We start from the raw sequence: 21,981 nt of genomic DNA on the forward strand, positions 1-21,981 counted from the left end.
AATTATGAACTGGATTACAGTAACAAGTGAAGAGGAAGTACAAGGAATTTATGATTCGACAGATTATTCCATCATTTATAAACATAGCCCGCGGTGTATGACCAGCCTGATGGCCTACCGGCAGCTCAAATCGGAAGTAAGTGCGGTGCCGAATATTTCAGTGCCTATTTACATTGTAGACGTAATCAGCAATAGAAAGGAATCCCGTGTTATCGCGGACAGTTTCAAAGTCGAGCATCAGTCGCCTCAATTACTGGTGGTCAAAAACGGTGAATGTGTTTACGACTCTTCTCACGAAGACATTTCGTTGCAAGATACCTTTCAGTTTATTCAGTAAGACGTCCTCCATATTGAGTGGTATTTTATTTATGGATTATGTCCATTTTGATGGATATAATCCATAAATTTGAAAATCATCTTAAAATATGGACCATGAAAAAACTCAATTTCACTATTATTTCAGAAGAAATGATCTGGCTTTGGTATTATGATGAATTGGGGAACAAGCACTTAAAGGAATTGCTGGGGAAGGAAGCTAGGGATTTTATGCAGGATTTCGTTTCAAGTAAGAAGGTTGTAAAAAAAAGCTGATTCCCGTCAGAGCTGTTCCGGTTTGCATACATTCCAATTCAGCTGCCCCGAATTTTTTCAGGAAATGTGTAACCAGTTCCGCAATTCGATTTTCTCAATTTGATAGAATATCTGCTTCATTAATGCTAAAAATGAGAATTTAGGGCAGTAAATTTTAAATTTCAAAAACAAATACGTACTTATGTAATATTTATTCTAGTAAATAATATTAAAATCTCTACATTTATATTGCGGCATACAAAAGAGATGTTACCTTCTACGGCAGAGTTTTATAAGTTTTGGGTTAAATTATCGGGTCGGCCATCACAATTTCCCCTCAATGCAAGGATATTTCACTCGGTGTGTGTGATATCCATTTTCGCCCTTTGTTACAATATACCTTTCAATTATCTGGTTGGTCTTCCTTCGATCGCGCTCTCAAGTTTTGTTGTCCTTGTTATTTGTGCAGGTCTTTATTATGCGTCGAGGTTCAGGTACAAAGTTGCTGAAAGCATCCTGATAACCAATTTTGTAGGCACTACGCTGTTTATAGTCAATTTTTTTCTCAACTCGGGAATCAGCGGGCCTACCAGCCAGTTCTTTCTGCTTTTTCTGTTGCTTAGCATTGCAATCAGCCCGGCAGAGCAGTACAAATTCTGGATCCCTGTTAATATATGCGTGGTGCTGGCTGTACATGCTGTCGAATTCTTCTTTCCCGAGACAGTACCGTTTACTTATATGAACAGGGAAAGCCAGTTTGTGGATATCACATCTGCTTACGTGGTGGTGGCGCTGCTTGCATATTTTTGCACCGATTATATCCGTAGAAGCTATGAACAGGAAAAAAACTCAGCCGCTGAAAAAAACAAAGCCATTGTGAGAAAAAACCAGCTCATCACAAGCCAGAATGATGAGCTGAAAAAGCTGAATGATGAGAAGAACAAGTTGATGTCCATTGTCGCCCACGACCTCAGGTCACCGCTGGCCAGCATTCAGAATTTTCTTGAATTACTAAGTGAATATGACCTTCCAGCGGAACAAAAACTGGCTATAGAAAAGGAATTGCTGAACTCCACGAAACAAACATTGGTGATGTTGTCGAAATTACTTGATTGGTCCAAAACCCAGTTGCAGGGAGTTTCGGCGCACAAAGAACCTTTGGACCTGAATGACCTTTTCGCAACTACCCTGAATTTCGAGAAAGGTATTGCCAGCAGAAAAGGAATCAAGCTGGAATATCTTCTGGATCCAACAATCACCATTTTTGCGGACCGTGAAATGATGCAGCTGATTGTTCGCAATTTGGTGGGTAATGCTATTAAGTTTACTTCAGAAGGCGGAACCATAGCCGTCCGTTCGGAGACCAAGGACAACAACTGTATCATCAGCATCCAAGATAATGGGATAGGTATCCCTGCAGACAAACAGGAAGCTATTTTTTCATTGAATGTCCAGTCGACTTTTGGCACTAAAAATGAAAAAGGTGTCGGCCTCGGGCTTCTTCTCTGCCAGGAATTCATACATGCCCAAAACGGTGAACTCTGGTTTGAAAGTACGGAAGAAAGCGGAACATGCTTTTACATATCAATCCCTCTTCACCAGGAGGGCGTTCTGTTGAGCGATCGGGAGTAAATGAGCCTGCGATTATTTTTGATTGCTTTTGGTTATTTTTGACAAAAAAGTCAAAATGAGCTTTCCAGACCGAAGAAAGAAAATCCTCAATGCGCTTCATCAGGCTGGAAGCCTGTCGGTAATCGAACTTTCCGAAAAACTGGCGATATCTCCGGCTACGATCAGGAGAGACCTGCATGACATTGCAGGAGAAGGATTACTGCTCAGGACCCACGGTGGCGCGATGAAAATTGAAAATCCGATTTTAACGGGTTTTATAGAAAAAATCGGGGCGAATGAGGTAAAAAAAGAACAAATAGGAAAGTGCGCAGCTGAGCATGTTCACGACGGTGACATTATTTTTATGGATTGCGGGAGCACTGTTTTCAAAATGTGCACATACTTGAAAACAAAAAATAACATACGGGTGATAACCAATTCTCTGCCAATACTCGCTGAGCTGATTGACGTTCCTGCGATCCAGATCAACCTGATAGGTGGCGAGCTGGACAAACACCGAAAAGCGATACACGGCGCAAAAGCTGTACAACATATTGACAGCTACCATGCACACAAGGCCTTTGTTGGAGTAGATGGCATTTCAGCAGAAAACGGGCTCACGGCGCACACGGAAAATGAATCGGCGATTACATCTGCTTTCGCCAGAAATGCAGGTGAAGTATTTCTGCTATGCGACTCGTCAAAAATCGGGAAAGACAGCTACTTCAAGTTTGGTGACCTGTCGATGATAAAATATCTTGTTACCGATAAAGAGCTCAATGCCGCTCAGAAAGAAGGCCTGACCGGCGCGGGACTGATCATTGTAGCCGACGAGTAAGATCAGCTGAGTAAATACCTGACCTCGCCATATACAGCCTGACCGTTGTCAAGTAATATATACGCCCTGTAATAAACGTGCATTTTGGGCTGAATAATCAATGTTTGCTTGTCGCGCTCATCTGAAATTTTACCCAGCCTGGGTTTAGACCTAAACACAAACTTATTGTTGTCAATAGTTGGAGTGAGATCACCAGACTCATCAGATATTACATACACTACTCCGTATTCTGAAAAATGATGATCGCCAAACGACTCAATGATGACACTGAACCTCATATTGAATCCATTCTTGTTTATAAATCCATACCCCGTTTCGATTTTTGGCCGGCCAGGATCCAACGTAGCGAAATAGTCCATACCTGAATTTTTCAGGTAAAGGAGCAGACCGACTACAAGCAGATATACAATTACAACACGGGTCACCAAAATTCTTTTCAACACAATCCGATCATTTTAGATACCTATTATGATTACTTCGTTAAAAACTGGAATTCTAGAACGGACGTCAGTACATAGGAAAAGGGTTCTCAGAATTTGAATGTCAAGTATCTTTTGGCCGGCTTTCGAACCCGTAGTAGTGCCCCAGCTCCACGTTTTCGAGCATAGCGGCAGCATTGTCCACCAAAATGGCGAGAGAAAAATGAAAGGTTACCAGGTATGAAGCGATAGCTTCTTCGCTCATTCCCACAAATCTGGCAGATAATCCGGGGGATATTTCATCCTGCAAGCCCAGCTGATGCAGACCTACCACGCCCTGCCGCTTCCGCCCGATTTTTAATAGTAAAATCTTCGTTTTTTCGTCATCGACCGGCATTTTGTCGGAAGGAATCAAAGGAACCCCGCGCCAGGTCAGAAACTGAGACCCAAAAAGCGAAATTGAAGAAGGCACTATCCCTTTGTTCGTACATTCACGACCAAAGGCTGCTATGGCAGCCGGATGCAACAGAAAAAACGAAGGCTCGTTCCATACTTTCGCCAACAGCCCATCCAGGTCATCAGGTGTCGGTGGCCCTGTTCGGGTAGACATGCGTTGCTGGGTTGCTACATTATGCACTAAACCAAATTCACGATTATTGATCAGCTCGCTCTCCTGCCGCTCTTTGATGGTTTCGGTAACAAGATGAAGATGCTCGTCATACATTTCATGCGGTATGCCGTATAGGTCAGCTTCCGCAGTATGCACATCCAATACAGTACAAACAGCCCTGAGGTTATAAATTCTCGGATTCTCTTCATAGCGTACAAACGCGTTTGGCATTTCCCGCCATTCCTGCTGATGCGCTGGGAAGCTAATAGCGCGTCCTTCCCGGACTTTTCGTGCGCGAAAATAACCGGATTTAACAGGCACCCATTCCAGCAAATGGCACAACCAGCGAGGAGAGACTGATTCAAATTGAGGTGCGATGATTGGTGCATCAGACAATTGCTGCGCAGCTACCTCTGCCAAAGTATTTTGGTCAGTAAAAGACATGGGATAAATTTTAATGGTTGTAAAATCCGGAAGTACCCGTCCCGATCATCGATGGGACCAGCGGGACAAATAAAAATAGAAAATACAAGCCATCAGAAGGCCCACGGGTTAGCCCCAGGCGGTTGTGAATTACCCTGCGGTAAAATCCGGCAGTCTAAACGATATGTCTGAAGAAAATTTACTTATAGATATCCTTTAAATCACTCTCAAAAAAAGTGTACGGGTCATTGTAAAACTTTACAAAATCCGGTGCGCTCACCTGGCCGGGAAAAGGAGCGTAAAAATGGGTGGGGCTTTTAGTGTCATTTCGCCAAACAAGCACATAGGCCAGGTTCATTTTTTCTGCTTTTAAAGTTTTCAAAAGTATCTCCGTCCACCAATCGGGATTAGGGACTGTCTCAAGTCCCGTTTCGGTAAATGCTGCGAGTTTATTGGCTTTTTTAGCATAATCGGAAACAATTTTAAGCTTGCCAAGCCCCGCTTCCAGATTGTATTTTCCATCCCGCCCAAAGTCTCCGTAATTATCCATACCCACCATATCCACCCATTCGTCGCCGGGATATCTTTCCAGGAAATCGGCTTCAGAAGTAAACTTGTTATCGGGCGAAAAAGCATAAATGAAGTTGTGAACATTCAGATCGTCCCTCAAATATGAAACTGTAAACCGCCACACTGCAATGAAATCTTCCTTAGAAGTATGACCCTTCCCCCACCAGAACCAGTCGCCATCGAACTCGTGGTAAGGCCGGAAGATCATCGGAACCGCTGCTCCGTCTTTCCCCTTCGCGGAATTAGCGAAGTCAGCAATTGTTTTTAGTATCTCTTTGTATTTTTCATGATGCGAGCCGCCCGGTTTAATCAGTGCCATGGCGGCCACCGAAACGGAATCTTTCCAGTAAAAACCGCCGCCTGAGGCAGGATTTGGAAAATGCCAGGCCACCGTGGTAATGCCTCCGCGGTTATAAGTATCCTCGACATTCTTTTTCAGGGAGCCTGCCGTTTTCGCAACCTCATCCGCAGGCACGCCCGAAAACCCGCTAAAATCGACACCGATCACCGCGGGATGAGAGCCGGTTACCGATTTTACATCCGACCTGTCGGCGTCGGCCGTCCAGCCGTGCCCGTACTCTGTCGCATGCTGGTGACCGAATAAAATGTGATCTTTCGCAATGGTGGTCAGGTTCTTATACAATGCCTTAGTCTCACGTGTAGCATTTTTATCAATTTGCGCTACATTAATATGACTGCAAAATAACAGCGCGACAGTCCAAATGATGTCTTTCCCCATAACTCGTCTATTATTTAAAATGAACTCAGATTTGCCGGCCATGTACTGCCCCGACACCCAACCTGACTGTAAATAGACTACAATCTGCACAATCTGAAAGACAAACGGCAATTATTATGATCATTTTAAGAATCTTTTGTCTCAGTTTAGAATTATGTGCAAAAAATAAGACATACTTTTGAATATAATTCTGAATTATGTTAATTTCACAGAATGATAAGCGGAAATGACATTACACTCGACAAAATAGATCTCAGCATACTCAGGTTTATGCAGCAAAATGCGCGAATGACCAATGCCGATCTTGCCCGGGAACTGGAAATGGCCCCGTCGGCTGTGTTGGAGCGCGTAAAAAAACTCGAACAAAAAGAGGTAATCCTTCAGTATACAGCACGGATTAGCCCTGCGGCGGTGCAGCAAAAGCTACTGGCATTTATTTTCATGAAGTCATCGGAGGGAATGGGCAGCAACAATACAGCAAAGGAACTTGCCAAAATCCCGGAAGTGCAGGAAGTGCACCACATTGCCGGAGACGATTGTTATCTGGTCAAGGTCCGCACTGCCGACTCTTCGTCTCTTATGAACCTGATGCGCAATACGTTCAGTCATATCCCCAATATACTTTCTACCCGCACTACTATTGTATTGGAAACGGTGAAAGAAGAACAACAACTAGTAATACCAGAAAAATAACGGCCATGCAGACACAAAGTAAAACTCCATCGACCGCCATGGTCGTACTGGCTTTTGCCACTGTTTATATTGTTTGGGGCTCAACCTACTTCTTTATCCAACGGGCACTGGCCGGCCTGCCGCCGTTTACGCTGGGTGCAATCCGGTTTATCGCCGCCGGCCTGTTAATGATGACTTGGAGTGTACTGCAGGGCGAGAAGCTTTTTTCATGGCAAAATATGAAACCGGCTGTTGTTACCGGGCTGCTTTTGCTCTTCATAGGAAACGGCGTGGTGATCTGGGTCGAACAGTTTTTGCCGAGTGCCATGGTAGCCATCATGCTATCGTCTTCGCCCCTTTGGTTTGTGGCGCTTGACAAATCAAAATGGCAGGAAAATTTCAGCAATAAATCCACTATTGCAGGGTTAATAATCGGTTTTGCCGGTGTAGTATTGCTTTTTAGCGAGCGGATTATGAATTCATTTTCGTCGCTGAACAGTTCACGTGACCTGTTTGCGATGCTGCTTGTCATCCTTGGCTCAATTGCCTGGTCAGGGGGTTCTTTATACTCCAAATACAAAACGGGCAGCAGCTCGGCCACCGTCAACTCAACCTGGCAGATGCTGGCAGCAGGTATCGCATTTATTCCGGGTGCGTTGATTTCAGGAGAATTGCAAAATATCGATTTTCAGGCAGTACCTATGAATACCTGGCTTGCGACCGGCTATCTGGTAATCTTTGGTTCTATCATTGGGTTCAGTGCCTATGTATGGCTCCTGAAAGTACAGCCTGCAACGAAAGTAAGTACTTATGCTTATGTGAATCCTGTGGTGGCGGTGTTATTGGGAATATTCTTTGCGAAAGAATCCATTTCCCAAATCCAGATTATTGGATTGATTGTTATTTTAGGAAGTGTTTTACTGATCAATCTGCACAAGTACCGCAAGGTGTCCAGGCCCGTTTCACAGGCCTGCTGATACCAGTTTTCGGGAGGGTATTTTACCCATAACAGAACGTCCCTTCCGAAAAACCTTCTACTTTAGAGATACTCTTGTCCAGCCTGACGAGCGTGACCACCCGGTCAAAATCGATCAGATTTGCTGCCTCCACGGCGATGGTCCCGACAAAATCCTTCCCTTTATGAATGAAATTCAAACGCTGTATGCGCACTCCTTTTACCGATTCCACTGCCGAGGTAATGTTGTGCAAGCTTGTACCATTGCGGTAAATAATCCTAAGCAAAAAAGTTTTACTCATTTTTTAATTCATTTAAATGGCTAATTAATATTCATTTACTGGCTGCCGCATGCAATAGCGCACTTGGCTCAGCGTGATAAATACGCGATATCGAGCGGATCATGTGGTCTACTTCTTCAAAAGTGTTGAATTTGCTGAAAGAGAACCGGACGTTCTCTTTGTCCTTCTCGCAGGGGATCGCGTTAAGTACGTGAGAACCGGCGGTTGTGAGGTTTGAACACGCACTGCCGCCCGACACGAATATCCCCTGCTGATCCAGCTTTTTCACAATGCTCCCCTGAGATAAGCAGGGAAAAGAAACATTCAGAATGCCGGCAATGCTGTTTTCCACGGACTTGCTCTCACCGTTGTAACAAATGTCAGGAATACCCGCGATGCTCACTTTTGAAATAAAATACTGTTTCAGTTTTGAGATTTTGTTGTGATTTGCTGCCAGGTCCCTGTTGGCGATTTCCAATGCTTTCGCCAGACCGGCAATCCCGATCACATTTTCAGTCCCGCCTCTCTGCCCTCTCTCCTGCCCTCCGCCCAGTATTTGTGCTTTAATACGCTGGTTTTTATTAATGTAAATAAAACCAACACCTTTCGGACCATGAAACTTATGTGCCGAGCCAACCAGAAAATCGATGTTCATTTCCTTCAAATCAAAACGCAGCTTGCCGATCGTCTGCGTCGTATCTGTATGAAAAATGGCATCATAACGTTGAGAAAGCTTGCTGATCGCATGAATATCAGTGATATTACCGATCTCATTGTTGCCATGCATCAGGCTGATCAAAGTGCGCGGATTGGCCCGCAGAAGGTTTTCCAGATGATACAGATCGATGTTCCCCCGCTCGTCCAGTTTCACAAAACTGATCTCGATATCACCCTCTTTTTCATGCTTGGCCAAAGTCTGCAAAACAGCTTTATGTTCAATTTTACTGGTGATAACGTGGCTGATTTCATAAGTCATGATCGTTCCCGACAATGCCAGGTTATTGGCTTCCGTAGCTCCCGACGTAAAAAAGATCTCATCCGGCGAAGCGCCTATGATGCCGGCAACGGTAGCCCGCGCCTGATCGATCGCCAGTTTCACTTTTCTTCCTGCCTGGTGACCTGAAGAAGGGTTGCCATAATGGGTTGTCAAAAAAGGCAGCATAGCCTGTGCTACTTCCGGGTCAATTGCTGTTGTTGCTGCGTTATCACAATAAATCTCCATATTCAAAAGTGTTAGTGTTGTTGATTGCTGCATTCCGCCCTCTTATGGCAGCGGCTCAGCGATTAATTTTGCCAGATCTTCATTCCATTTCTTTACATATTCGTCATAAAACGCACCCGTACCTTTTCCGGAAAAACCAGTGTGGATTTCTTTGACTTTGCCATCACGGCCTACAATAATCGTTGTCGGATACGCCAGGAATTTATCGATGGCAGGAAGCTTCTCTGCGATGGCGTCCCCTCCTACTTTTCCCGCAAACAGCAAGTCATACTGTATATCGTAGCGGTTTTTCAGCTTGGTCAAAGTGCTTTTTGCAAATGCCAGGTCGTCTTTTGCTTCAAACGCGAGCCCGATCGCCTCCACACCTTTGCTTTTATTTTCCTTGAACCATGGGGCCAGAAAAGTTATCTGATCGATACAATTGGGGCACCAGGTTCCCATGATCTCAATGATGACGACCTTGCCCTTATACTTGTCGTCGCTCAGCGAAACCTGCTTTCCATTTATGTCAGGAAATGTAAAGTCAAACTTATCGTAACCGGGTTTTAGAAAAGTAAGAGCGTATGCGTCGGGAAGTGCGGCTTTATCGTTTTTGGTCCCTTCAAACCGGATCGGTGCAGCATTTGCTCCAATTGAACCGGCGATGGATTGATCCCCATTGATTTTGCCCCTTACAAAAGCAGGACTCGAACCCGTGAATCCGGAAAGAAAAAACTCATCGCCCTGGACATTTCCTTCCAGCTCACGGCTATCACCGGTAACCGAAAGAATAATCCCGTTGATTTTGTTGCCTTTTTGCTCAAAAACTGCAACCCGGTCGGCCTCTGCCTTATCCGCGCCCACGATTTTGATCAGCCACTTTCCCGACAGGTCCGCTTTGGGTGAGAGCTCCTTTCCAGGCTCTGTAAAACGGTATGCTTTCCCTGGCACGGCGGAAAAAGGAAAAACCCTGCCTTTGGTGCCCGTGACCAGACTTTTCTGAACACCGGTAATTGTACCATCAGCATGAATTTTACCAAACCATGCAGTTTCAAATGTATTCAGGTTTACCTGTATGGAGTCCTTAGAAATACGCCGGACATTGAAATCATCTCTTCGGTCGCCGTTAAGAGCGGTAAAAACCGGCGATTCGCTTTCGCCACCCCTGACCTCAAAATTAAAAGGTACTTCAATATCCCCGGCGGTAAATACGCCACGCCATATCCCATTTTTGATTGCGTTAGTTTGCGCGTGGACGTTCAACAAGGTGGTAAGGCCGGTCAACAAAAGCATTCCCAGGCCTGCGGTTTTCAATTTCATTTTTAACTTCACTGATTAAAATTTAACAAGATTTATCATTAGAATTAGGCCGGGGCACCTTGCCATGTTACAGGTTGCCAGAAGATCACAGAGCCTAATCTCTCCCTTCGTTCTTTATAAATCTACTAATTCGATAGACAAAGATTATTTTATAATCCGAGAACTCCAAATGATTGGCTTTAATTCTTTGAAAGAATCGGGCATCCTACAACCAAATACCCCACTGGCGCGATGGAGCCGATTGAAGAAAAAGATAGTATTTCAAGCCCGGCGGATGATACTAAAAGAGCCTCTGCCGGGGCAGGGAGGCTATATTCTCTGGTTTTCTCCAACCGGAGAATTTTTTAAAAGGATTACAAAAAAGCAATTGAAAAATAATGCTGAAAATTCCTTTTATTACAATATATTAACCTATATACCCTTTAAGATTATGATTAATAAAATCAAAACTTTCTTCCTGTTTGACGGTCAGGCAGAAGAAGCCATCAACTTCTACGTTTCGCTCTTTAAAAACTCCGAAATTATTGATATAAGGTATTATTCTTCCGACGAAATGGGTGTTGAGGGCACCGTGCAGCACGCAACCTTTTCTCTTGGCGGGCAGCATTTTATGGCGATAGACAGCAACTTTCCACAGGATTTCACATTCAATCCGTCCATGTCGCTATTTGTAGACTGCGAGACAGAAGAAGAAATCAATTCGCTTTTCTCAGAGCTCACAGCTCATGGTACTATACTGATGCCGTTGAACAACTATGGTTTCAGCTCGAAATTTGCCTGGCTCACAGACTCATTTGGTATTTCCTGGCAATTGAATTTAAAATAATTACAACGACATATGATTCCGAAACGCCGACATGTCGCTAAAATACTGAGGGTCCGAAGGATAACTATTTGATCTATACGCATGTGCTACCAGATCACCTTCAATCCTTCGGACTGATATTTTTTCACATGCTCGTCATCGCTGATGAGCGTGTACTTGTAAGTAATGGCTTGCCAGATCAGCATCCGGTCGAAAGGGTCCTTGTGGTGGGAGGCAGCGAGCTGGTGATAGGAACTACTGAACTCCGCTGACAAATCCAGGAAAAAAAATCCGGTGGCTGTACTAGCGCTGACAAATTCTTCCGGCATATAGCCTGCCAGATCAAGTTTTCCGAGGGAAAATTTCAAAGCTATTTCCCAAAAACTGACCGCACTGACTACTATGTCCTGATAAGGATCTGCCAGTAGCTCTTGCGCTGTGTGGGAGAGTTTCTGTGGCTCGGTCAGAGCCCAGATTATAGCGTGTGTGTCCAATAAATATTTCATAGTTTTATCAATTCTTCATCTGTCATTTTAAAGTCTTTTCTGAATACTACCGTCCCTCTTCCCTCCAATATTCCCAGCTTCCTCGGCTCCTTTTTTGTCTCTTCCGCAGGCACAAGCATCGCCTTGACATCTTTTTTTCTGCCAAAGGTTATACCGATCCGCTCACCTTTCTCAACGTCCTTCAGTACTTCGGAAAAACGGGATTTGAATTCTCCCACGGTCATGGTTCTCATATGCTTTGATGTCTTTTCACCAAAGTTAATTTTTATTTGTCAAGTTGTCAAGTTGGTAAATTAATTGACCTGCTTGGTCAGGCTGTCAAGTTCAGCTTGTGTCGGAGTTGCCGAAGGTACCCCGTTTTCAGGGACTTCTATTCTGGCGATCCAGGCAACTGCATTCAATACCAGTTTCCTGAAATCATCGTTTTTCCAGTTGTTATGAATATGGCCTCCGGTGAAGCCGAAACCTCTCCCGCCATCTCGTCGGGTATATGCCCAGGCTAGGGTCTGCGGTTCTTTATTTTCAAGAACGGCCTTTCTTACCGCCTCATTATTGGAATGTGTACCATCGGGCCTGTTCAGAGTTTCTGCCGGGGGCAGGGCAGTGAGGATCGGAGTGATATTTTCCGAATGTTCTGAAAACCGGAGATGATAGTACCATTCGTCTTTGATGGTGAACGGTTTCACTCCCCGGGCTATGGGATGATCAGGAAGCTGTTTGAAGTTGGCTTGCCAAAGCGGGTTGACGGACCAGTTGATCTCGAAATAGCCCCCGACCCAGTGCAAAAAATACTTGCTCACTTCACCCACGGGGACTTCAACGGCAAAATGCAGAAATGCAACTCCGGCTCCTTTCTTAACCAGCCTGCTGAGTTCGTACAAATGCGGGATCACGATATGATCGCCGCCGCCGTCAGCGTAAATAACAACGGCATCAGCACCTTGCAGGACACTAGTGTCTTTTGGCCAGCCGCTATGGACCACTATGGAATGAGAGCCCGGCAGATTTTCATTCAGCATTTTTGCCAACATCGAGCTCCCTCCGTTGTGCTCATGTTCCCCTTTTCCATGGCTATCGGGGCCCGCGATAAAAACGATTTTTTTCTGACCCGACAGTTGCCCGGTAGCACCTTCACTTTTGGTTTTTACCTGCTGACTGTATGAAATATTATGAAGAATAAAACCCAGCAAAACCACCTTCCATATTGCATTTTTCATAACCCTTTCATTTAAATTCCCAATTTTCATGTTTCAAAGAGAGGAAGGTTTTCTCTTCTGCATAAAAATCAAGCCATGAAAACGCTATCAGGGATTTACTTTGAGGGCAAGACTAATGAGTTCTGCGGTGTTTTTCACGTTGGCTTTACGCATAATGCTGGCGCGCTGGTTGGCGACGGTGTTGGAGCTGATGTCAAAACGCTCGGCGATATCCTTGCTGCTCATGCCTTCGGTCAGGCATTTCAGGATCTGCTGTTCACGTGCCGTAATGATATTCCAAATCGATTTTTCCTGCGTTTCCTGATTTTTCGGCATGGTCTCCGGCAGACGAGCCAGTTGTTTCATCAGATTACGGATAATGACCGATGAAGCATCGGGCGGGAAGTACAATTCACCTTTAACCACACTCCTTACCGCCCGCAATATTTCATCCCGGCTCGTGTCTTTTTGTAAGTACCCGGCGGCACCATTTTGCAAGGCTGATATAATGTAGTCGGGGTTGTTGTGCATGCTGAATACAAGAATACGAACGTCAGGATGAACCGGAATAAGTTCTTTCATAGCATCCAGGCCCGACATCCGTGGCATGGTCAGATCCAGGAGCACTACGTCGGGATTGACTTCCTCTACTTTTTGCAGTACTTCATCCCCGTCTGAGGCTTCTCCGGCAATGAAAATATCCTCCTCATCTTCCAGCAAAGTAATAATTCCCTGCCTTACCACCGAATGGTCATCAACTACTAAAATACGTATGGGCATTGCTCAGGATTAAACTGCGGAACCTTGTATACTTTACAAATCAACTTTAACGACGAGCCTAGTACCACTGTCAACTTGTGAAACAATCTCCATTTCACCATTCAGCAGCTGCGTCCTTGTACGGATATTCTCCATACCGTTCCGGGTTAAAAAAGCGCCGTCTTCTGATTTCAAATTACGAATTAAAAAACCTTTTCCATCATCTTCGATTTCCAAAGTAATGTGATTCTTATTTTGTTCCAATTTAATCTTGATCTTATCTGCATTTGCATGTTTTACGGCATTGTTCAGCGCTTCCTGCGCAATGCGGTACAATCCGGTTTCCATAGGCCCGCTCATACTGATCCGCCGGTTACCATCGCCTTCAAATACAACTTTTATTCCCGAAGAGTACGCTGTCTGCTCACAAAGCAGCCGGAGTGCCGCACTCAATCCGAAATCGCTCAGAACCGATGGCATGAGATTGAAGGATACCTGCCTCGTCGTCTGTATCGTGTCCTGAATGAGCGCCACCAGCTGATCAAACCTTTTCCGGTGTTTCTCATCGAGAAACTGAACCTCTTTCAGACTTTCGGCATGCAGCTTCAAACCGGTCAGCATTTGCCCGATACCATCATGCAGTTCCAATGCAAAACGCTTTCTTTCTTCCTCCTGGCCTTCGATTAACGCGCCCGCCCGGACCCGGTCCTCAGCGAGCTGCAACTCGTATTTCTCCTCTTCCACCCGCAGCAGTTCATCCTGGGTTTCCTGTAGCCTTATGTTGGAATCTTTCAGTTTCTGGTTCGTGGCCTGTAAAGCAGTTTCCGACTCGGTCAGCATCGCTACTACCCTTCTGGTCGTATTTACCACCGGCCTGAAAATCAGTAAACCTTCTGCCAGAAGCACCAGGATCGTCATGATATCCAGGATCCATTCAATTCTTTCAAGGTTTTCCAGCCTTTGAAAATTTTCCCTGTCAAACTGAAAAACAATAGCGTTCATTTTCGAGAGGAACAAAGGCTCATTTTTCAGGATCAATGAAAGTGCCTTCCTTTTTTCGGGCAATGAAATGTCCGCATCGCTTATGGCCAGCAAATTGGTATAAATCTCTTTAAAAACCGGTTCTAAGTCCGTGAACATCTCATCCAGCACCTGACTCTTCCAGGTTACAATTCCCTTCTCAATAGGCAGCCGTTTACCCGCCAGCTGTTCATGACTTATTTTCCAGGTTTCCAGTAATGAGCCGAAATCAGCATCGTCCCGATGGCTAATCCCTTCAATCTTAAGTATCGCGAGCTTTGTCAGCCGCTGACTCAACATACGCTGCCTGCCAGCCACGTTCACAATCCGTCCGTCGTGATTAAGGCTGCTGATTGTCCTCCGGATCAAAAACAGTCCGCTGACCGTCAGCAATGCAACCACACACAGTGCCACCACATAAAACCGGGTCAGGCTGGCTGCTACACGTTTGTCAAGTCTTTCCATTCAGTCATAATCCGATGTAAACCATATTCTCTTTTACCATGACCGGAAAGGTATTGATTTTATATGCATCATCGTTTAAACACTGCCCGCTTTGCAGTGAAAATGTTTTTTTGTGAAACGGGCAGGCCACTTTTGCCTCTCCATCCTGACTGCCGATCATACCGCGCGACACCGCCATCTGCTGCCGGTGCGGGCATTGATTGTCCGTTGCATACCACTCACCTCTGCGGGCGAAGTTGAATATTGCGATCTGCTTACCCTCGATCAGCGCGCATCCGCCGCCATCTGTCGGGATATCGTCTACATGGCAAGCCATGTGCCAGGTTATTCTGTCTTTTTGGTTGGTTGTTGGTTCCATTGTTATGGGGTTAAGCCGCCGGCTCTGCCGACGGGTGAGATTCGACGGCTCTGCCGACGGTTGAGATATGGGAGCCTTTCAGGCCCTTCTTGAAATTCGCTACGCTCTATTATTTTCACTCATTCAATCGTTAGTCATTCAATCATTCTGTCATTCCCCGTTGCACGGCGACTCATTCCCCGTTCCACGGCGGCTCATTCAATCATTCAATCATTCAATCATTCAATCATTCAATCATTCATTCATTCAATCACGCCCACTCCTTCACCCTCTTCTGATCACGCATGGTCTCAAAGGCTACCGAAGGGTCTTTCATAGGAACATTTACAAAGTGCGAGAAGCGTTTTCTCAGCTCAGGGCTCTCCACCACTTCCTTCCACTCACACTGATACACGTCGATCAGGTCCTGGATATCCCTTTCCAGCTCTTCTGCAATCCCCAGCACATCATCTACCACCACCGCTTTCAGATACGACATGCCACCTTCCATCTTATTAAGCCAGGTTGCTGTCCGGGTCAGGGGATCAGCCGTTCTGATATAGAACATTAAAAACCTGTCGATCAGCCTGATGCAGGTCTCTTTATCGACATCCGTAGCGAGCAATTGGGCATGCTGGGGTTTGGAACCTCCATTCCCGCACACATATAAATTCCATCCCTTTTCCGTAGCGATGATCCCGAAATCCTTACTTTGTGCTTCGGCACATTCACGCACACAGCCTGAAACCGCAGATTTCAGCTTATGCGGTGAGCGCAGCCCCTTGTACCGGTCCTCCACCTCAATCGCAAAGGTTACAGAATCCTGCACCCCGAACCTGCACCAGGTAGAACCCACACAGCTTTTCACGGTCCGCAGCGATTTCCCGTAGGCATGACCGCTTTCAAAGCCCGCATGGATCAGTTCTTCCCAAATCTGGGGCAGATCGTTGAGATGCGCTCCGAACATATCGATCCGTTGTCCGCCTGTAATTTTGGTGTATAGTCCGTATTTCTGCGCCACCTGACCAATTACAATCAGTTTTTCGGGCGTTATTTCTCCTCCCGGGATTCTTGGCACTACAGAGTAGGTACCGCCTTTCTGGATATTCGCGAGGTAGCGGTCATTCGAATCCTGGATCGTTGCGCGGTCTTTGGCGAGAATATTCTCATTCCAGAGACTGGCCAGAACAGATGCTACCAACGGCTTGCAAACTTCACAGCCATCGCCCTTCCCAAAATGATCTAGTACGGAACCGTACGTTTTTAGACCATTCATTTTAACAAGATCAAGCAGTTCCTGGCGTGAATGGTCAAAATGCTCACAAACCACGTTCCGGACATAAACACCATTTTGCTTCATGACACCCGCAATAATATCCTTTACCATCGGTACACAGCCCCCACATCCGCTACCCGCTTTGCAGGATTTTTTTACGGCATCCATCGTATGGCACCCTTTGTCACTTACCTCATGACAGATCATTCCTTTCGTCACGGCCTCGCAAGAACAGATCAGCGCGTCATCGGGAAAACTCATTACACCTGCGCCGGAATCCTCTCCACCCCTTGACCCTAATATCAGATCTTCGGAATCAGGAGGCAGGATAGTTTTGCTCTTGCACGTTTGCAGCAGCATATTGTACTGATCTGCATCCCCCACCAGTATACCACCCAACAGCGTTTTCCCATCCGGCGAAACATTGATCCGCTTGTAGACTCCCTTGGCTTTGTTCTCATATCTGATCGTTTTACAAGCAGGTTCCTCAATAAAAGCATCCCCAAAACTCGCTACATCCGTTCCGATCAGCTTTAATTTCGTAGACATGTCGAACGGATGAAATTCTTTTTCTCCGCCCGTAAGCATAGTCACCACCACATCGGCCATTTCATATCCGGGAGCGATCAGCCCATATATCATATGATGCGCCAGCGCACATTCACCGATCGCAAAAATCGACGGGTCGGAAGTCCTCAGTTGATTATCTACCACAATACCTCCACGCGGATGTGTTTCCAGACCAGCGATTTTTGCCAGTTCATCGCGGGGCCTGATCCCCGCAGAGATCACCAGCATGTCTACATCCAGAAATGTATTGTCAGCAAACTGCAAACCCTTGATACAGTCTTCCCCTATTATTTCCTGAGTGCTTTTGGAAAGATGTATTTTAAGGCCCAGCGCTTCGAGCTGGCTTTGCAGCATACGGGACCCCGGTTCATCAATCTGCCTTGGCATCAGTCTCGGTGCAAATTCCACTACATGTGCCTCTTCCAGCCCAAGATCCAGCAGTGCCTTGGCCGCTTCCAGGCCCAGAAGCCCGCCTCCAAGAACCGCTCCCCTTTTTGCTTTGCGCGCATAAGACAAGATCAGTTCCAGATCTTCGATAGTCCTGTACACGAACACCCCGTCCTTTTCAACACCAGGTACCGACGGAACAAACGCTCCGGAACCGGTTGCCAGCACCAGATAGTCATAATGAACTACATGTCCATGGTGAGATCTTACCAGTTTTTCGTCCCTGTCGATATCAACAACAGGGTCGGAAAGAAATAGCCTGATTCCATTTTCCGCATACCATTCCAACGGTGCCAGGGACAGATCATCCGCCGACTTTCCGGCAAAATACTCGCTCAAATGAACTCTGTCATAAGCAGATCGCGGCTCTTCACCGAAAACCGTGATGACAAATTCACCTTCACTTTTTCTTTTAGCCAACAACTTTTCACAGAATTTGTAGCCTACCATACCATTGCCAACGACAACAATATGTGTGTTTAAAATAGTATCCATAGTTATTATTAACTATTAAATTGTGAAAACAATATTATTTTATTGTATTATTCTTATTATAAAGGCCTTTTCATTCAATTTTTACAAACCAAAATTAAATCGCGTTTTTCCAATTTCCTAATTTTATATTCGCAATAAAGATACTTTTTAAACATAATTATTGGCAAATAGCTTGTTTTATAAAATATTGACCCTAATTTTGAACCAATAATTCAATATAGTTACATTTTACTATGTATAGAATTTTTCCAATATCTATTAAAGATCTATTTAAAGATGGAAGCGAAACTTACACTCGTAGGAGCTGGCCCAGGGGACGGCGAACTGATCACGCTTAAAGGAATGAAAGCACTCCAAAATGCCGATGTCGTTTTATATGACGAGCTGGCAAATGCGGAGTTTCTGGACTTTGCTCCCGAACAGGCACTTAAAATGTATGTAGGCAAAAAAGCAGGCAACCCGTCATTTTCACAGCAGGAAATCAACGGCCTGATCGTTCGCCTGGCACGGAAGCGCGGACATGTGGTCAGGCTGAAAGGCGGGGATCCGTTTGTATTCGGAAGAGGGCATGAAGAGATGGAATATGCCAGAGAGCACGGGGTTACCTGCTCGGTAATTCCCGGCGTTTCCAGTTGCATCTCTGTACCTGCTGCCATGGAAATACCGGTAACGCGCCGCGGGGTCAGTGAAAGCTTCTGGGTGATCACCGGCACAACACAGAATGGAGAACTATCAGAAGATATGCAGCTGGCGGTCCAGTCGAAGGCAACCGTCATCGTATTAATGGGCATGAGCAAGCTGGACGAAATCTGCAGACTTTACAAATATTTCGGCCGCGGGCATCTTCCTATGGCCGTGATACAGAATGGAACCCGGCCCGACGAAAAGCGTGTGATGGGTCAGGTATGGGAAATACCAAGGCTGGCAAAAGAAAACAACCTGGCCACTCCGGCTATCATTATTATCGGAGAAGTGGTGGCCCTTCACCCGCACTATGCATTGGAATACCTGCAAAGTATGCAGGAAGCATTATGACCTCAAATTCGTTTCCATCATTCTAAACAGTATAAAAATGAAGAAACATCTCTACTTTTTCTGGATAGGCTTCATCGGGTGTGCCGTCTTTTTGCCTTGTGATACTTTTGCCCAACTCAGCATCACCGGACAGCTGCGCACACGTACCGAGCTTTTGCACGGGCAGGGATCTCCATTGTCCAGGAGTGAAAAACCAGCGTTTTTCACTTCTCAACGGACCAGGCTCAATGTGGGTTACAAGGGTTACAGGACCCAGTTTTTCGTTTCCGCCCAAGATGTAAGGGTCTGGGGGCAGGACGCATCCACCAACAACCGGATTTCAAATTCAGCACTAAACGGATTGATGTTACATGAAGCCTGGGGGGAAATCAGCCTGCTGGATACGGGCCAAACCAAAACGGGAAAAGAACTTTCGCTCAAGATCGGCCGTCAGGAACTGCTTTATGATGACAGCCGCCTGCTGGGAAACCTCGATTGGCTGCAACAGGCCCGCAGGCATGATGCGGCGCTGGTCAAATACAGTAACAAAGGATTTACGGCTCATGCAAGCTTTGCGTATAACCAGAATCGTGAGCTCAAAACAGGCACCTTATATGATGGGGTACCCAACGGATATCCGGCTGGAACAAATGGAATTGGAACTATGTACAAATCGATGGTCTTCCTGTATGTCGGCAAAAAACTAAAACAGGGAACGGTCTCGTTTCTGGCGCTGAATGATGATTTTCAGAAATATTCACTTTCGGAAACCGGGACAAAAACGATGGAAAAAGGAACCTGGAAAAGGATAACCCTCGGGCCGTATCTCCAGACAAATCTCGGTAAGCGATGGAACCTTGCGGCCAGCGCATACTACCAGACCGGCAAAGACAAAGACGGCCTCAGCATTAGTTCTTATATGTATTCTGCAAAAGGAATGTACGCCATGAACCGTCATCTGAGCATTGGTCCGGGTATGGACTATACTTCGGGAACAACCGCCGGAGCGCTGAAAAACAGGAGTTTTGATCCATTGTATGGAACGCCGCATAAGTTTTGGGGACAAATGGACTACTTCTACGCTGCTAACGGTTTCGGCAAAGGCGGGCTTGCCGATTTCTATGTCAGCAGCTTGATCAAAGCTACCGAAAAGATGTCGATCCAGGCGGACGTGCATCATTTTTCCAGCGCCACCGATATCCGTGATACGCAGGACAAAAAACTATCAAATGATCTCGGAAATGAGCTGGACATCATTGCAACCTACAATCTGACCAAAACGATCAGCATCCAGGGTGGCTACTGTACATTCCTTACCACCAGCAGCCTGGCTCGGGTAAAGGCCGTAAAAGATCCGCAGAAAATGGCCAACTGGGCCTATCTCATGATCAGCATCAAACCTGATTTTCTAAAATAAACTTTCATTTTCCATCACTCTTATAACTTTTTGTCACTATGGAAACGACCAACAAGCCGCTCGAAAAGCTAAATATTTTCAGTTTTAAGGGCGTCCAGATGCGCACTTTTCACCTGACCTGGATGGCATTTTTCCTATGCTTTTTCGGATGGTTCGGACTGGCGCCACTCATGACGGTGATCAAGACGGACCTTGGGCTTAGCAAAGAACAAATCGGCAATATCATCATTGCCTCTGTGGCTGCCACGGTAGTAGCCCGTATTCTGATCGGGAAGTTATGCGACTCCTGGGGGCCCCGCAAAACATACTCCGCATTGCTTGGATTGTGTTCCATTCCTGTTATGACTGTCGGCCTGGTGCATTCTTATGAAGGATTTCTGCTATTCAGGCTGGCAATCGGTGTAATAGGTGCATCATTTGTGATCACACAATACCATACTTCGGTGATGTTCGACAAGAAAATAGTTGGTACGGCCAATGCAGTGGCAGGCGGCTGGGGCAATCTCGGCGGCGGGATTACAAACATGGTCATGCCATTGATCTTCTCAGGTTTCATCGGTCTGGGTTACCTGCCGGAATCGGCGTGGAGAATTGCGATGGTGATTCCAGGTGTGCTGCTACTCGTGTTTTCCTTCATCTATTATCGTTTCACAAAAGACACCCCGGCTGGTAATTTCGAGGAACTTGCGATAACGAATCCAAAGGCTGCAAAAACAAAAGGCTCACTGGCCGTCGCAATGAAGGATCCGCGCACCTGGGCACTTTTCCTGGCCTACGGGGCCTGTTTTGGTATAGAAATCACCTTTGATAACGTAGCAGCCCTCTACTTTTTTGAAAATTTCGATACCAGCCTGGCTACTGCCGGAATCCTGGCAGGAACTTTTGGCTTTATGAACATCTTCGCAAGAGCTATGGGCGGGATACTGGCGGATAAAGTGGGCAAGAAATACGGAATGCTTGGAAAAGGCCGTTTACTGGCTTTGCTGCTTGCATTGGAAGGAATCGGGATCGCATTGTTCGCACAGAGCGGTAGCATCGCAATCGCGGTTGTTACCATGCTGGGTTTTGCGATGTTCCTTAAAATGGCTAATGGCGTTACATATGCCATCGTTCCTTTCATCAACCAGAAAGCCATCGGATCGGTAAGCGGAATTGTTGGCGCAGGTGGAAATGTCGGAGCTGTGCTCGCGGGTTTTCTGTTCAAATCAAGCTCCATCAGCTATTCGCAGGCCTTTATGTATATCGGTGTAGCCATCGCGTGCATTGCGGCAGTTGTTGCCCTGATCAATTTCGAAAAAACAAAAAACATAATAACGGAAGCCAAGACCTTCGAAACCGCCAAGGCATCTTAAGCAGAATATCGCGCGATAACAAACAGGCGGTCCCGCCGGGGCCGGCCTCCTGGGCAAAATGCACCAAGAAACAAAACGCAATGCCCCAGTGGGGCTACCCATTACAAACAGCT

The 21,981-nt window shown here is 45.9% G+C and carries 23 protein-coding genes and 1 riboswitch; of the genes, 10 read left to right on the forward strand and 13 right to left on the reverse strand.

Annotated features, from left to right (window positions below; all coding sequences use genetic code 11):
- Positions 1-4: 4 nt before the first annotated feature.
- The 4 genes from ytxJ (at position 5) to FBF61_RS06640 (ending at position 3,019) form a co-directional block, all read left to right on the forward strand.
- Positions 5-337 carry a bacillithiol system redox-active protein YtxJ gene (gene ytxJ, locus FBF61_RS06630; protein ID WP_138476421.1) on the forward strand — a complete coding sequence of 111 codons (333 nt, stop codon included), beginning with the start codon at positions 5-7 and terminating at the stop codon, positions 335-337.
- Positions 338-432: 95 nt separating this feature from the next.
- Complete coding sequence (locus FBF61_RS34505; RefSeq protein WP_166444441.1) at positions 433-591, forward strand: hypothetical protein; 159 nt, start codon at positions 433-435, stop codon at positions 589-591.
- 345 nt (positions 592-936) lie between these two features.
- Positions 937-2,202: a sensor histidine kinase gene (locus tag FBF61_RS06635; RefSeq protein WP_229214939.1), complete on the forward strand. Its 1,266-nt coding sequence runs from the start codon at positions 937-939 to the stop codon at positions 2,200-2,202.
- 55 nt (positions 2,203-2,257) lie between these two features.
- Positions 2,258-3,019, forward strand: a complete 762-nt coding sequence (locus FBF61_RS06640; protein ID WP_138476423.1) for a DeoR/GlpR family DNA-binding transcription regulator — start codon at positions 2,258-2,260, stop codon at positions 3,017-3,019.
- Between the two features lie 2 nt (positions 3,020-3,021).
- On the opposite strand, the gene FBF61_RS06645 is transcribed toward FBF61_RS06640, so the two are convergent.
- The 3 genes from FBF61_RS06645 to FBF61_RS06655 all read right to left on the reverse strand — a co-directional run bounded on the left by FBF61_RS06645 (position 3,022) and on the right by FBF61_RS06655 (position 5,780).
- Positions 3,022-3,462, reverse strand: a complete 441-nt coding sequence (locus tag FBF61_RS06645; protein WP_138476424.1) for a hypothetical protein — start codon at positions 3,460-3,462, stop codon at positions 3,022-3,024.
- Positions 3,463-3,562: 100 nt separating this feature from the next.
- Positions 3,563-4,492 carry a family 2A encapsulin nanocompartment shell protein gene (locus FBF61_RS06650; protein WP_138476425.1) on the reverse strand — a complete coding sequence of 310 codons (930 nt, stop codon included), beginning with the start codon at positions 4,490-4,492 and terminating at the stop codon, positions 3,563-3,565.
- 178 nt (positions 4,493-4,670) lie between these two features.
- Complete coding sequence (locus tag FBF61_RS06655; RefSeq protein ID WP_138476426.1) at positions 4,671-5,780, reverse strand: glycoside hydrolase family 26 protein; 1,110 nt, start codon at positions 5,778-5,780, stop codon at positions 4,671-4,673.
- A gap of 213 nt (positions 5,781-5,993) precedes the next feature.
- Between FBF61_RS06655 and FBF61_RS06660 the strand changes: the two genes are divergently transcribed.
- Together FBF61_RS06660 and FBF61_RS06665 are read left to right on the forward strand one after the other, a co-directional pair.
- Positions 5,994-6,473: an Lrp/AsnC family transcriptional regulator gene (locus FBF61_RS06660; protein ID WP_138476427.1), complete on the forward strand. Its 480-nt coding sequence runs from the start codon at positions 5,994-5,996 to the stop codon at positions 6,471-6,473.
- A gap of 5 nt (positions 6,474-6,478) precedes the next feature.
- The gene (locus tag FBF61_RS06665; protein WP_138476428.1) at positions 6,479-7,429 is read left to right on the forward strand and encodes an EamA family transporter; all 951 of its coding nucleotides are present in this window, start codon (positions 6,479-6,481) and stop codon (positions 7,427-7,429) included.
- A 22-nt stretch (positions 7,430-7,451) separates the two neighbouring features.
- On the opposite strand, the gene FBF61_RS06670 is transcribed toward FBF61_RS06665, so the two are convergent.
- Genes FBF61_RS06670 through FBF61_RS06680 form a run of 3 tightly spaced genes read right to left on the reverse strand, consistent with a single transcriptional unit; the run spans position 7,452 to position 10,209 of the window.
- The gene (locus tag FBF61_RS06670) at positions 7,452-7,709 is read right to left on the reverse strand and encodes a hypothetical protein (RefSeq protein WP_138476429.1); all 258 of its coding nucleotides are present in this window, start codon (positions 7,707-7,709) and stop codon (positions 7,452-7,454) included.
- Between the two features lie 31 nt (positions 7,710-7,740).
- Complete coding sequence (locus tag FBF61_RS06675; protein WP_138476430.1) at positions 7,741-8,910, reverse strand: cysteine desulfurase family protein; 1,170 nt, start codon at positions 8,908-8,910, stop codon at positions 7,741-7,743.
- A gap of 42 nt (positions 8,911-8,952) precedes the next feature.
- On the reverse strand, positions 8,953-10,209 hold the full coding sequence (locus FBF61_RS06680) for a peroxiredoxin family protein (RefSeq protein WP_138476431.1): 1,257 nt from the start codon (positions 10,207-10,209) through the stop codon (positions 8,953-8,955).
- 29 nt (positions 10,210-10,238) lie between these two features.
- Positions 10,239-10,332, reverse strand: a riboswitch (SAM riboswitch).
- 307 nt (positions 10,333-10,639) lie between these two features.
- Here FBF61_RS06680 and FBF61_RS06685 point away from each other — a divergent pair.
- Positions 10,640-11,035 carry a VOC family protein gene (locus FBF61_RS06685; protein ID WP_138476432.1) on the forward strand — a complete coding sequence of 132 codons (396 nt, stop codon included), beginning with the start codon at positions 10,640-10,642 and terminating at the stop codon, positions 11,033-11,035.
- 86 nt (positions 11,036-11,121) lie between these two features.
- Here the strand turns inward: FBF61_RS06685 and FBF61_RS06690 are convergent, their stop codons facing one another.
- The 7 genes from FBF61_RS06690 to nirB all read right to left on the reverse strand — a co-directional run bounded on the left by FBF61_RS06690 (position 11,122) and on the right by nirB (position 18,085).
- Entirely contained in the window at positions 11,122-11,520 is a 399-nt protein-coding gene (locus tag FBF61_RS06690; protein ID WP_138476433.1) for a type II toxin-antitoxin system VapC family toxin, read from the reverse strand.
- Positions 11,517-11,753 carry a type II toxin-antitoxin system Phd/YefM family antitoxin gene (locus FBF61_RS06695; protein WP_166444442.1) on the reverse strand — a complete coding sequence of 79 codons (237 nt, stop codon included), beginning with the start codon at positions 11,751-11,753 and terminating at the stop codon, positions 11,517-11,519. The genes FBF61_RS06690 and FBF61_RS06695 overlap by 4 nt, the downstream gene beginning before the upstream one ends.
- Positions 11,754-11,813: 60 nt before the next feature.
- A complete protein-coding gene (locus FBF61_RS06700) occupies positions 11,814-12,737 on the reverse strand; it encodes a ThuA domain-containing protein (protein ID WP_138476434.1) in 924 nt (307 codons plus the stop codon).
- Positions 12,738-12,824: 87 nt separating this feature from the next.
- Entirely contained in the window at positions 12,825-13,496 is a 672-nt protein-coding gene (locus FBF61_RS06705) for a response regulator transcription factor (protein WP_138476435.1), read from the reverse strand.
- A 33-nt stretch (positions 13,497-13,529) separates the two neighbouring features.
- Positions 13,530-14,960 (reverse strand): ATP-binding protein, encoded by a 1,431-nt coding sequence (locus tag FBF61_RS06710; protein WP_138476436.1) that lies wholly within the window; start codon positions 14,958-14,960, stop codon positions 13,530-13,532.
- A 4-nt stretch (positions 14,961-14,964) separates the two neighbouring features.
- A complete protein-coding gene (gene nirD / locus FBF61_RS06715) occupies positions 14,965-15,318 on the reverse strand; it encodes a nitrite reductase small subunit NirD (protein ID WP_138476437.1) in 354 nt (117 codons plus the stop codon).
- 250 nt (positions 15,319-15,568) lie between these two features.
- Entirely contained in the window at positions 15,569-18,085 is a 2,517-nt protein-coding gene (gene nirB / locus FBF61_RS06720; protein WP_138476438.1) for a nitrite reductase large subunit NirB, read from the reverse strand.
- Positions 18,086-18,361: 276 nt separating this feature from the next.
- Here nirB and cobA point away from each other — a divergent pair, with 276 nt between their 5' ends.
- Genes cobA through FBF61_RS06735 form a run of 3 tightly spaced genes read left to right on the forward strand, consistent with a single transcriptional unit; the run spans position 18,362 to position 21,868 of the window.
- Positions 18,362-19,120, forward strand: coding sequence for a uroporphyrinogen-III C-methyltransferase (gene cobA / locus FBF61_RS06725; protein WP_138476439.1), 759 nt, complete (start codon positions 18,362-18,364; stop codon positions 19,118-19,120).
- A 37-nt stretch (positions 19,121-19,157) separates the two neighbouring features.
- Positions 19,158-20,516 carry an alginate export family protein gene (locus FBF61_RS06730; protein WP_138476440.1) on the forward strand — a complete coding sequence of 453 codons (1,359 nt, stop codon included), beginning with the start codon at positions 19,158-19,160 and terminating at the stop codon, positions 20,514-20,516.
- Positions 20,517-20,554: 38 nt separating this feature from the next.
- A complete protein-coding gene (locus tag FBF61_RS06735; protein ID WP_138476441.1) occupies positions 20,555-21,868 on the forward strand; it encodes a NarK family nitrate/nitrite MFS transporter in 1,314 nt (437 codons plus the stop codon).
- Positions 21,869-21,981: the final 113 nt, after the last annotated feature.

Origin of the sequence: Dyadobacter bucti, assembly GCF_005869225.1 — a bacterium.
In the GTDB taxonomy this organism is placed as follows: domain Bacteria; phylum Bacteroidota; class Bacteroidia; order Cytophagales; family Spirosomataceae; genus Dyadobacter; species Dyadobacter bucti.

Excerpts from the sequence above, each read along its gene's own strand:
- ytxJ (WP_138476421.1), top strand. The coding sequence starts at position 5 with ATGAACTGGATTACAGTAACAAGTGAAGAGGAAGTACAAGGAATTTAT.
- FBF61_RS34505 (WP_166444441.1), top strand. The coding sequence starts at position 433 with ATGAAAAAACTCAATTTCACTATTATTTCAGAAGAAATGATCTGGCTT.
- FBF61_RS06640 (WP_138476423.1), top strand. The coding sequence starts at position 2,258 with ATGAGCTTTCCAGACCGAAGAAAGAAAATCCTCAATGCGCTTCATCAG.
- FBF61_RS06650 (WP_138476425.1), bottom strand. The coding sequence starts at position 4,492 with ATGTCTTTTACTGACCAAAATACTTTGGCAGAGGTAGCTGCGCAGCAA.
- FBF61_RS06655 (WP_138476426.1), bottom strand. The coding sequence starts at position 5,780 with ATGGGGAAAGACATCATTTGGACTGTCGCGCTGTTATTTTGCAGTCAT.
- FBF61_RS06660 (WP_138476427.1), top strand. The coding sequence starts at position 5,994 with ATGATAAGCGGAAATGACATTACACTCGACAAAATAGATCTCAGCATA.
- FBF61_RS06665 (WP_138476428.1), top strand. The coding sequence starts at position 6,479 with ATGCAGACACAAAGTAAAACTCCATCGACCGCCATGGTCGTACTGGCT.
- FBF61_RS06670 (WP_138476429.1), bottom strand. The coding sequence starts at position 7,709 with ATGAGTAAAACTTTTTTGCTTAGGATTATTTACCGCAATGGTACAAGC.
- FBF61_RS06675 (WP_138476430.1), bottom strand. The coding sequence starts at position 8,910 with ATGGAGATTTATTGTGATAACGCAGCAACAACAGCAATTGACCCGGAA.
- FBF61_RS06680 (WP_138476431.1), bottom strand. The coding sequence starts at position 10,209 with ATGAAATTGAAAACCGCAGGCCTGGGAATGCTTTTGTTGACCGGCCTT.
- FBF61_RS06685 (WP_138476432.1), top strand. The coding sequence starts at position 10,640 with ATGATTAATAAAATCAAAACTTTCTTCCTGTTTGACGGTCAGGCAGAA.
- FBF61_RS06690 (WP_138476433.1), bottom strand. The coding sequence starts at position 11,520 with ATGAAATATTTATTGGACACACACGCTATAATCTGGGCTCTGACCGAG.
- FBF61_RS06695 (WP_166444442.1), bottom strand. The coding sequence starts at position 11,753 with ATGAGAACCATGACCGTGGGAGAATTCAAATCCCGTTTTTCCGAAGTA.
- FBF61_RS06700 (WP_138476434.1), bottom strand. The coding sequence starts at position 12,737 with ATGAAAAATGCAATATGGAAGGTGGTTTTGCTGGGTTTTATTCTTCAT.
- FBF61_RS06705 (WP_138476435.1), bottom strand. The coding sequence starts at position 13,496 with ATGCCCATACGTATTTTAGTAGTTGATGACCATTCGGTGGTAAGGCAG.
- FBF61_RS06710 (WP_138476436.1), bottom strand. The coding sequence starts at position 14,960 with ATGGAAAGACTTGACAAACGTGTAGCAGCCAGCCTGACCCGGTTTTAT.
- nirD (WP_138476437.1), bottom strand. The coding sequence starts at position 15,318 with ATGGAACCAACAACCAACCAAAAAGACAGAATAACCTGGCACATGGCT.
- nirB (WP_138476438.1), bottom strand. The coding sequence starts at position 18,085 with ATGGATACTATTTTAAACACACATATTGTTGTCGTTGGCAATGGTATG.
- cobA (WP_138476439.1), top strand. The coding sequence starts at position 18,362 with ATGGAAGCGAAACTTACACTCGTAGGAGCTGGCCCAGGGGACGGCGAA.
- FBF61_RS06730 (WP_138476440.1), top strand. The coding sequence starts at position 19,158 with ATGAAGAAACATCTCTACTTTTTCTGGATAGGCTTCATCGGGTGTGCC.
- FBF61_RS06735 (WP_138476441.1), top strand. The coding sequence starts at position 20,555 with ATGGAAACGACCAACAAGCCGCTCGAAAAGCTAAATATTTTCAGTTTT.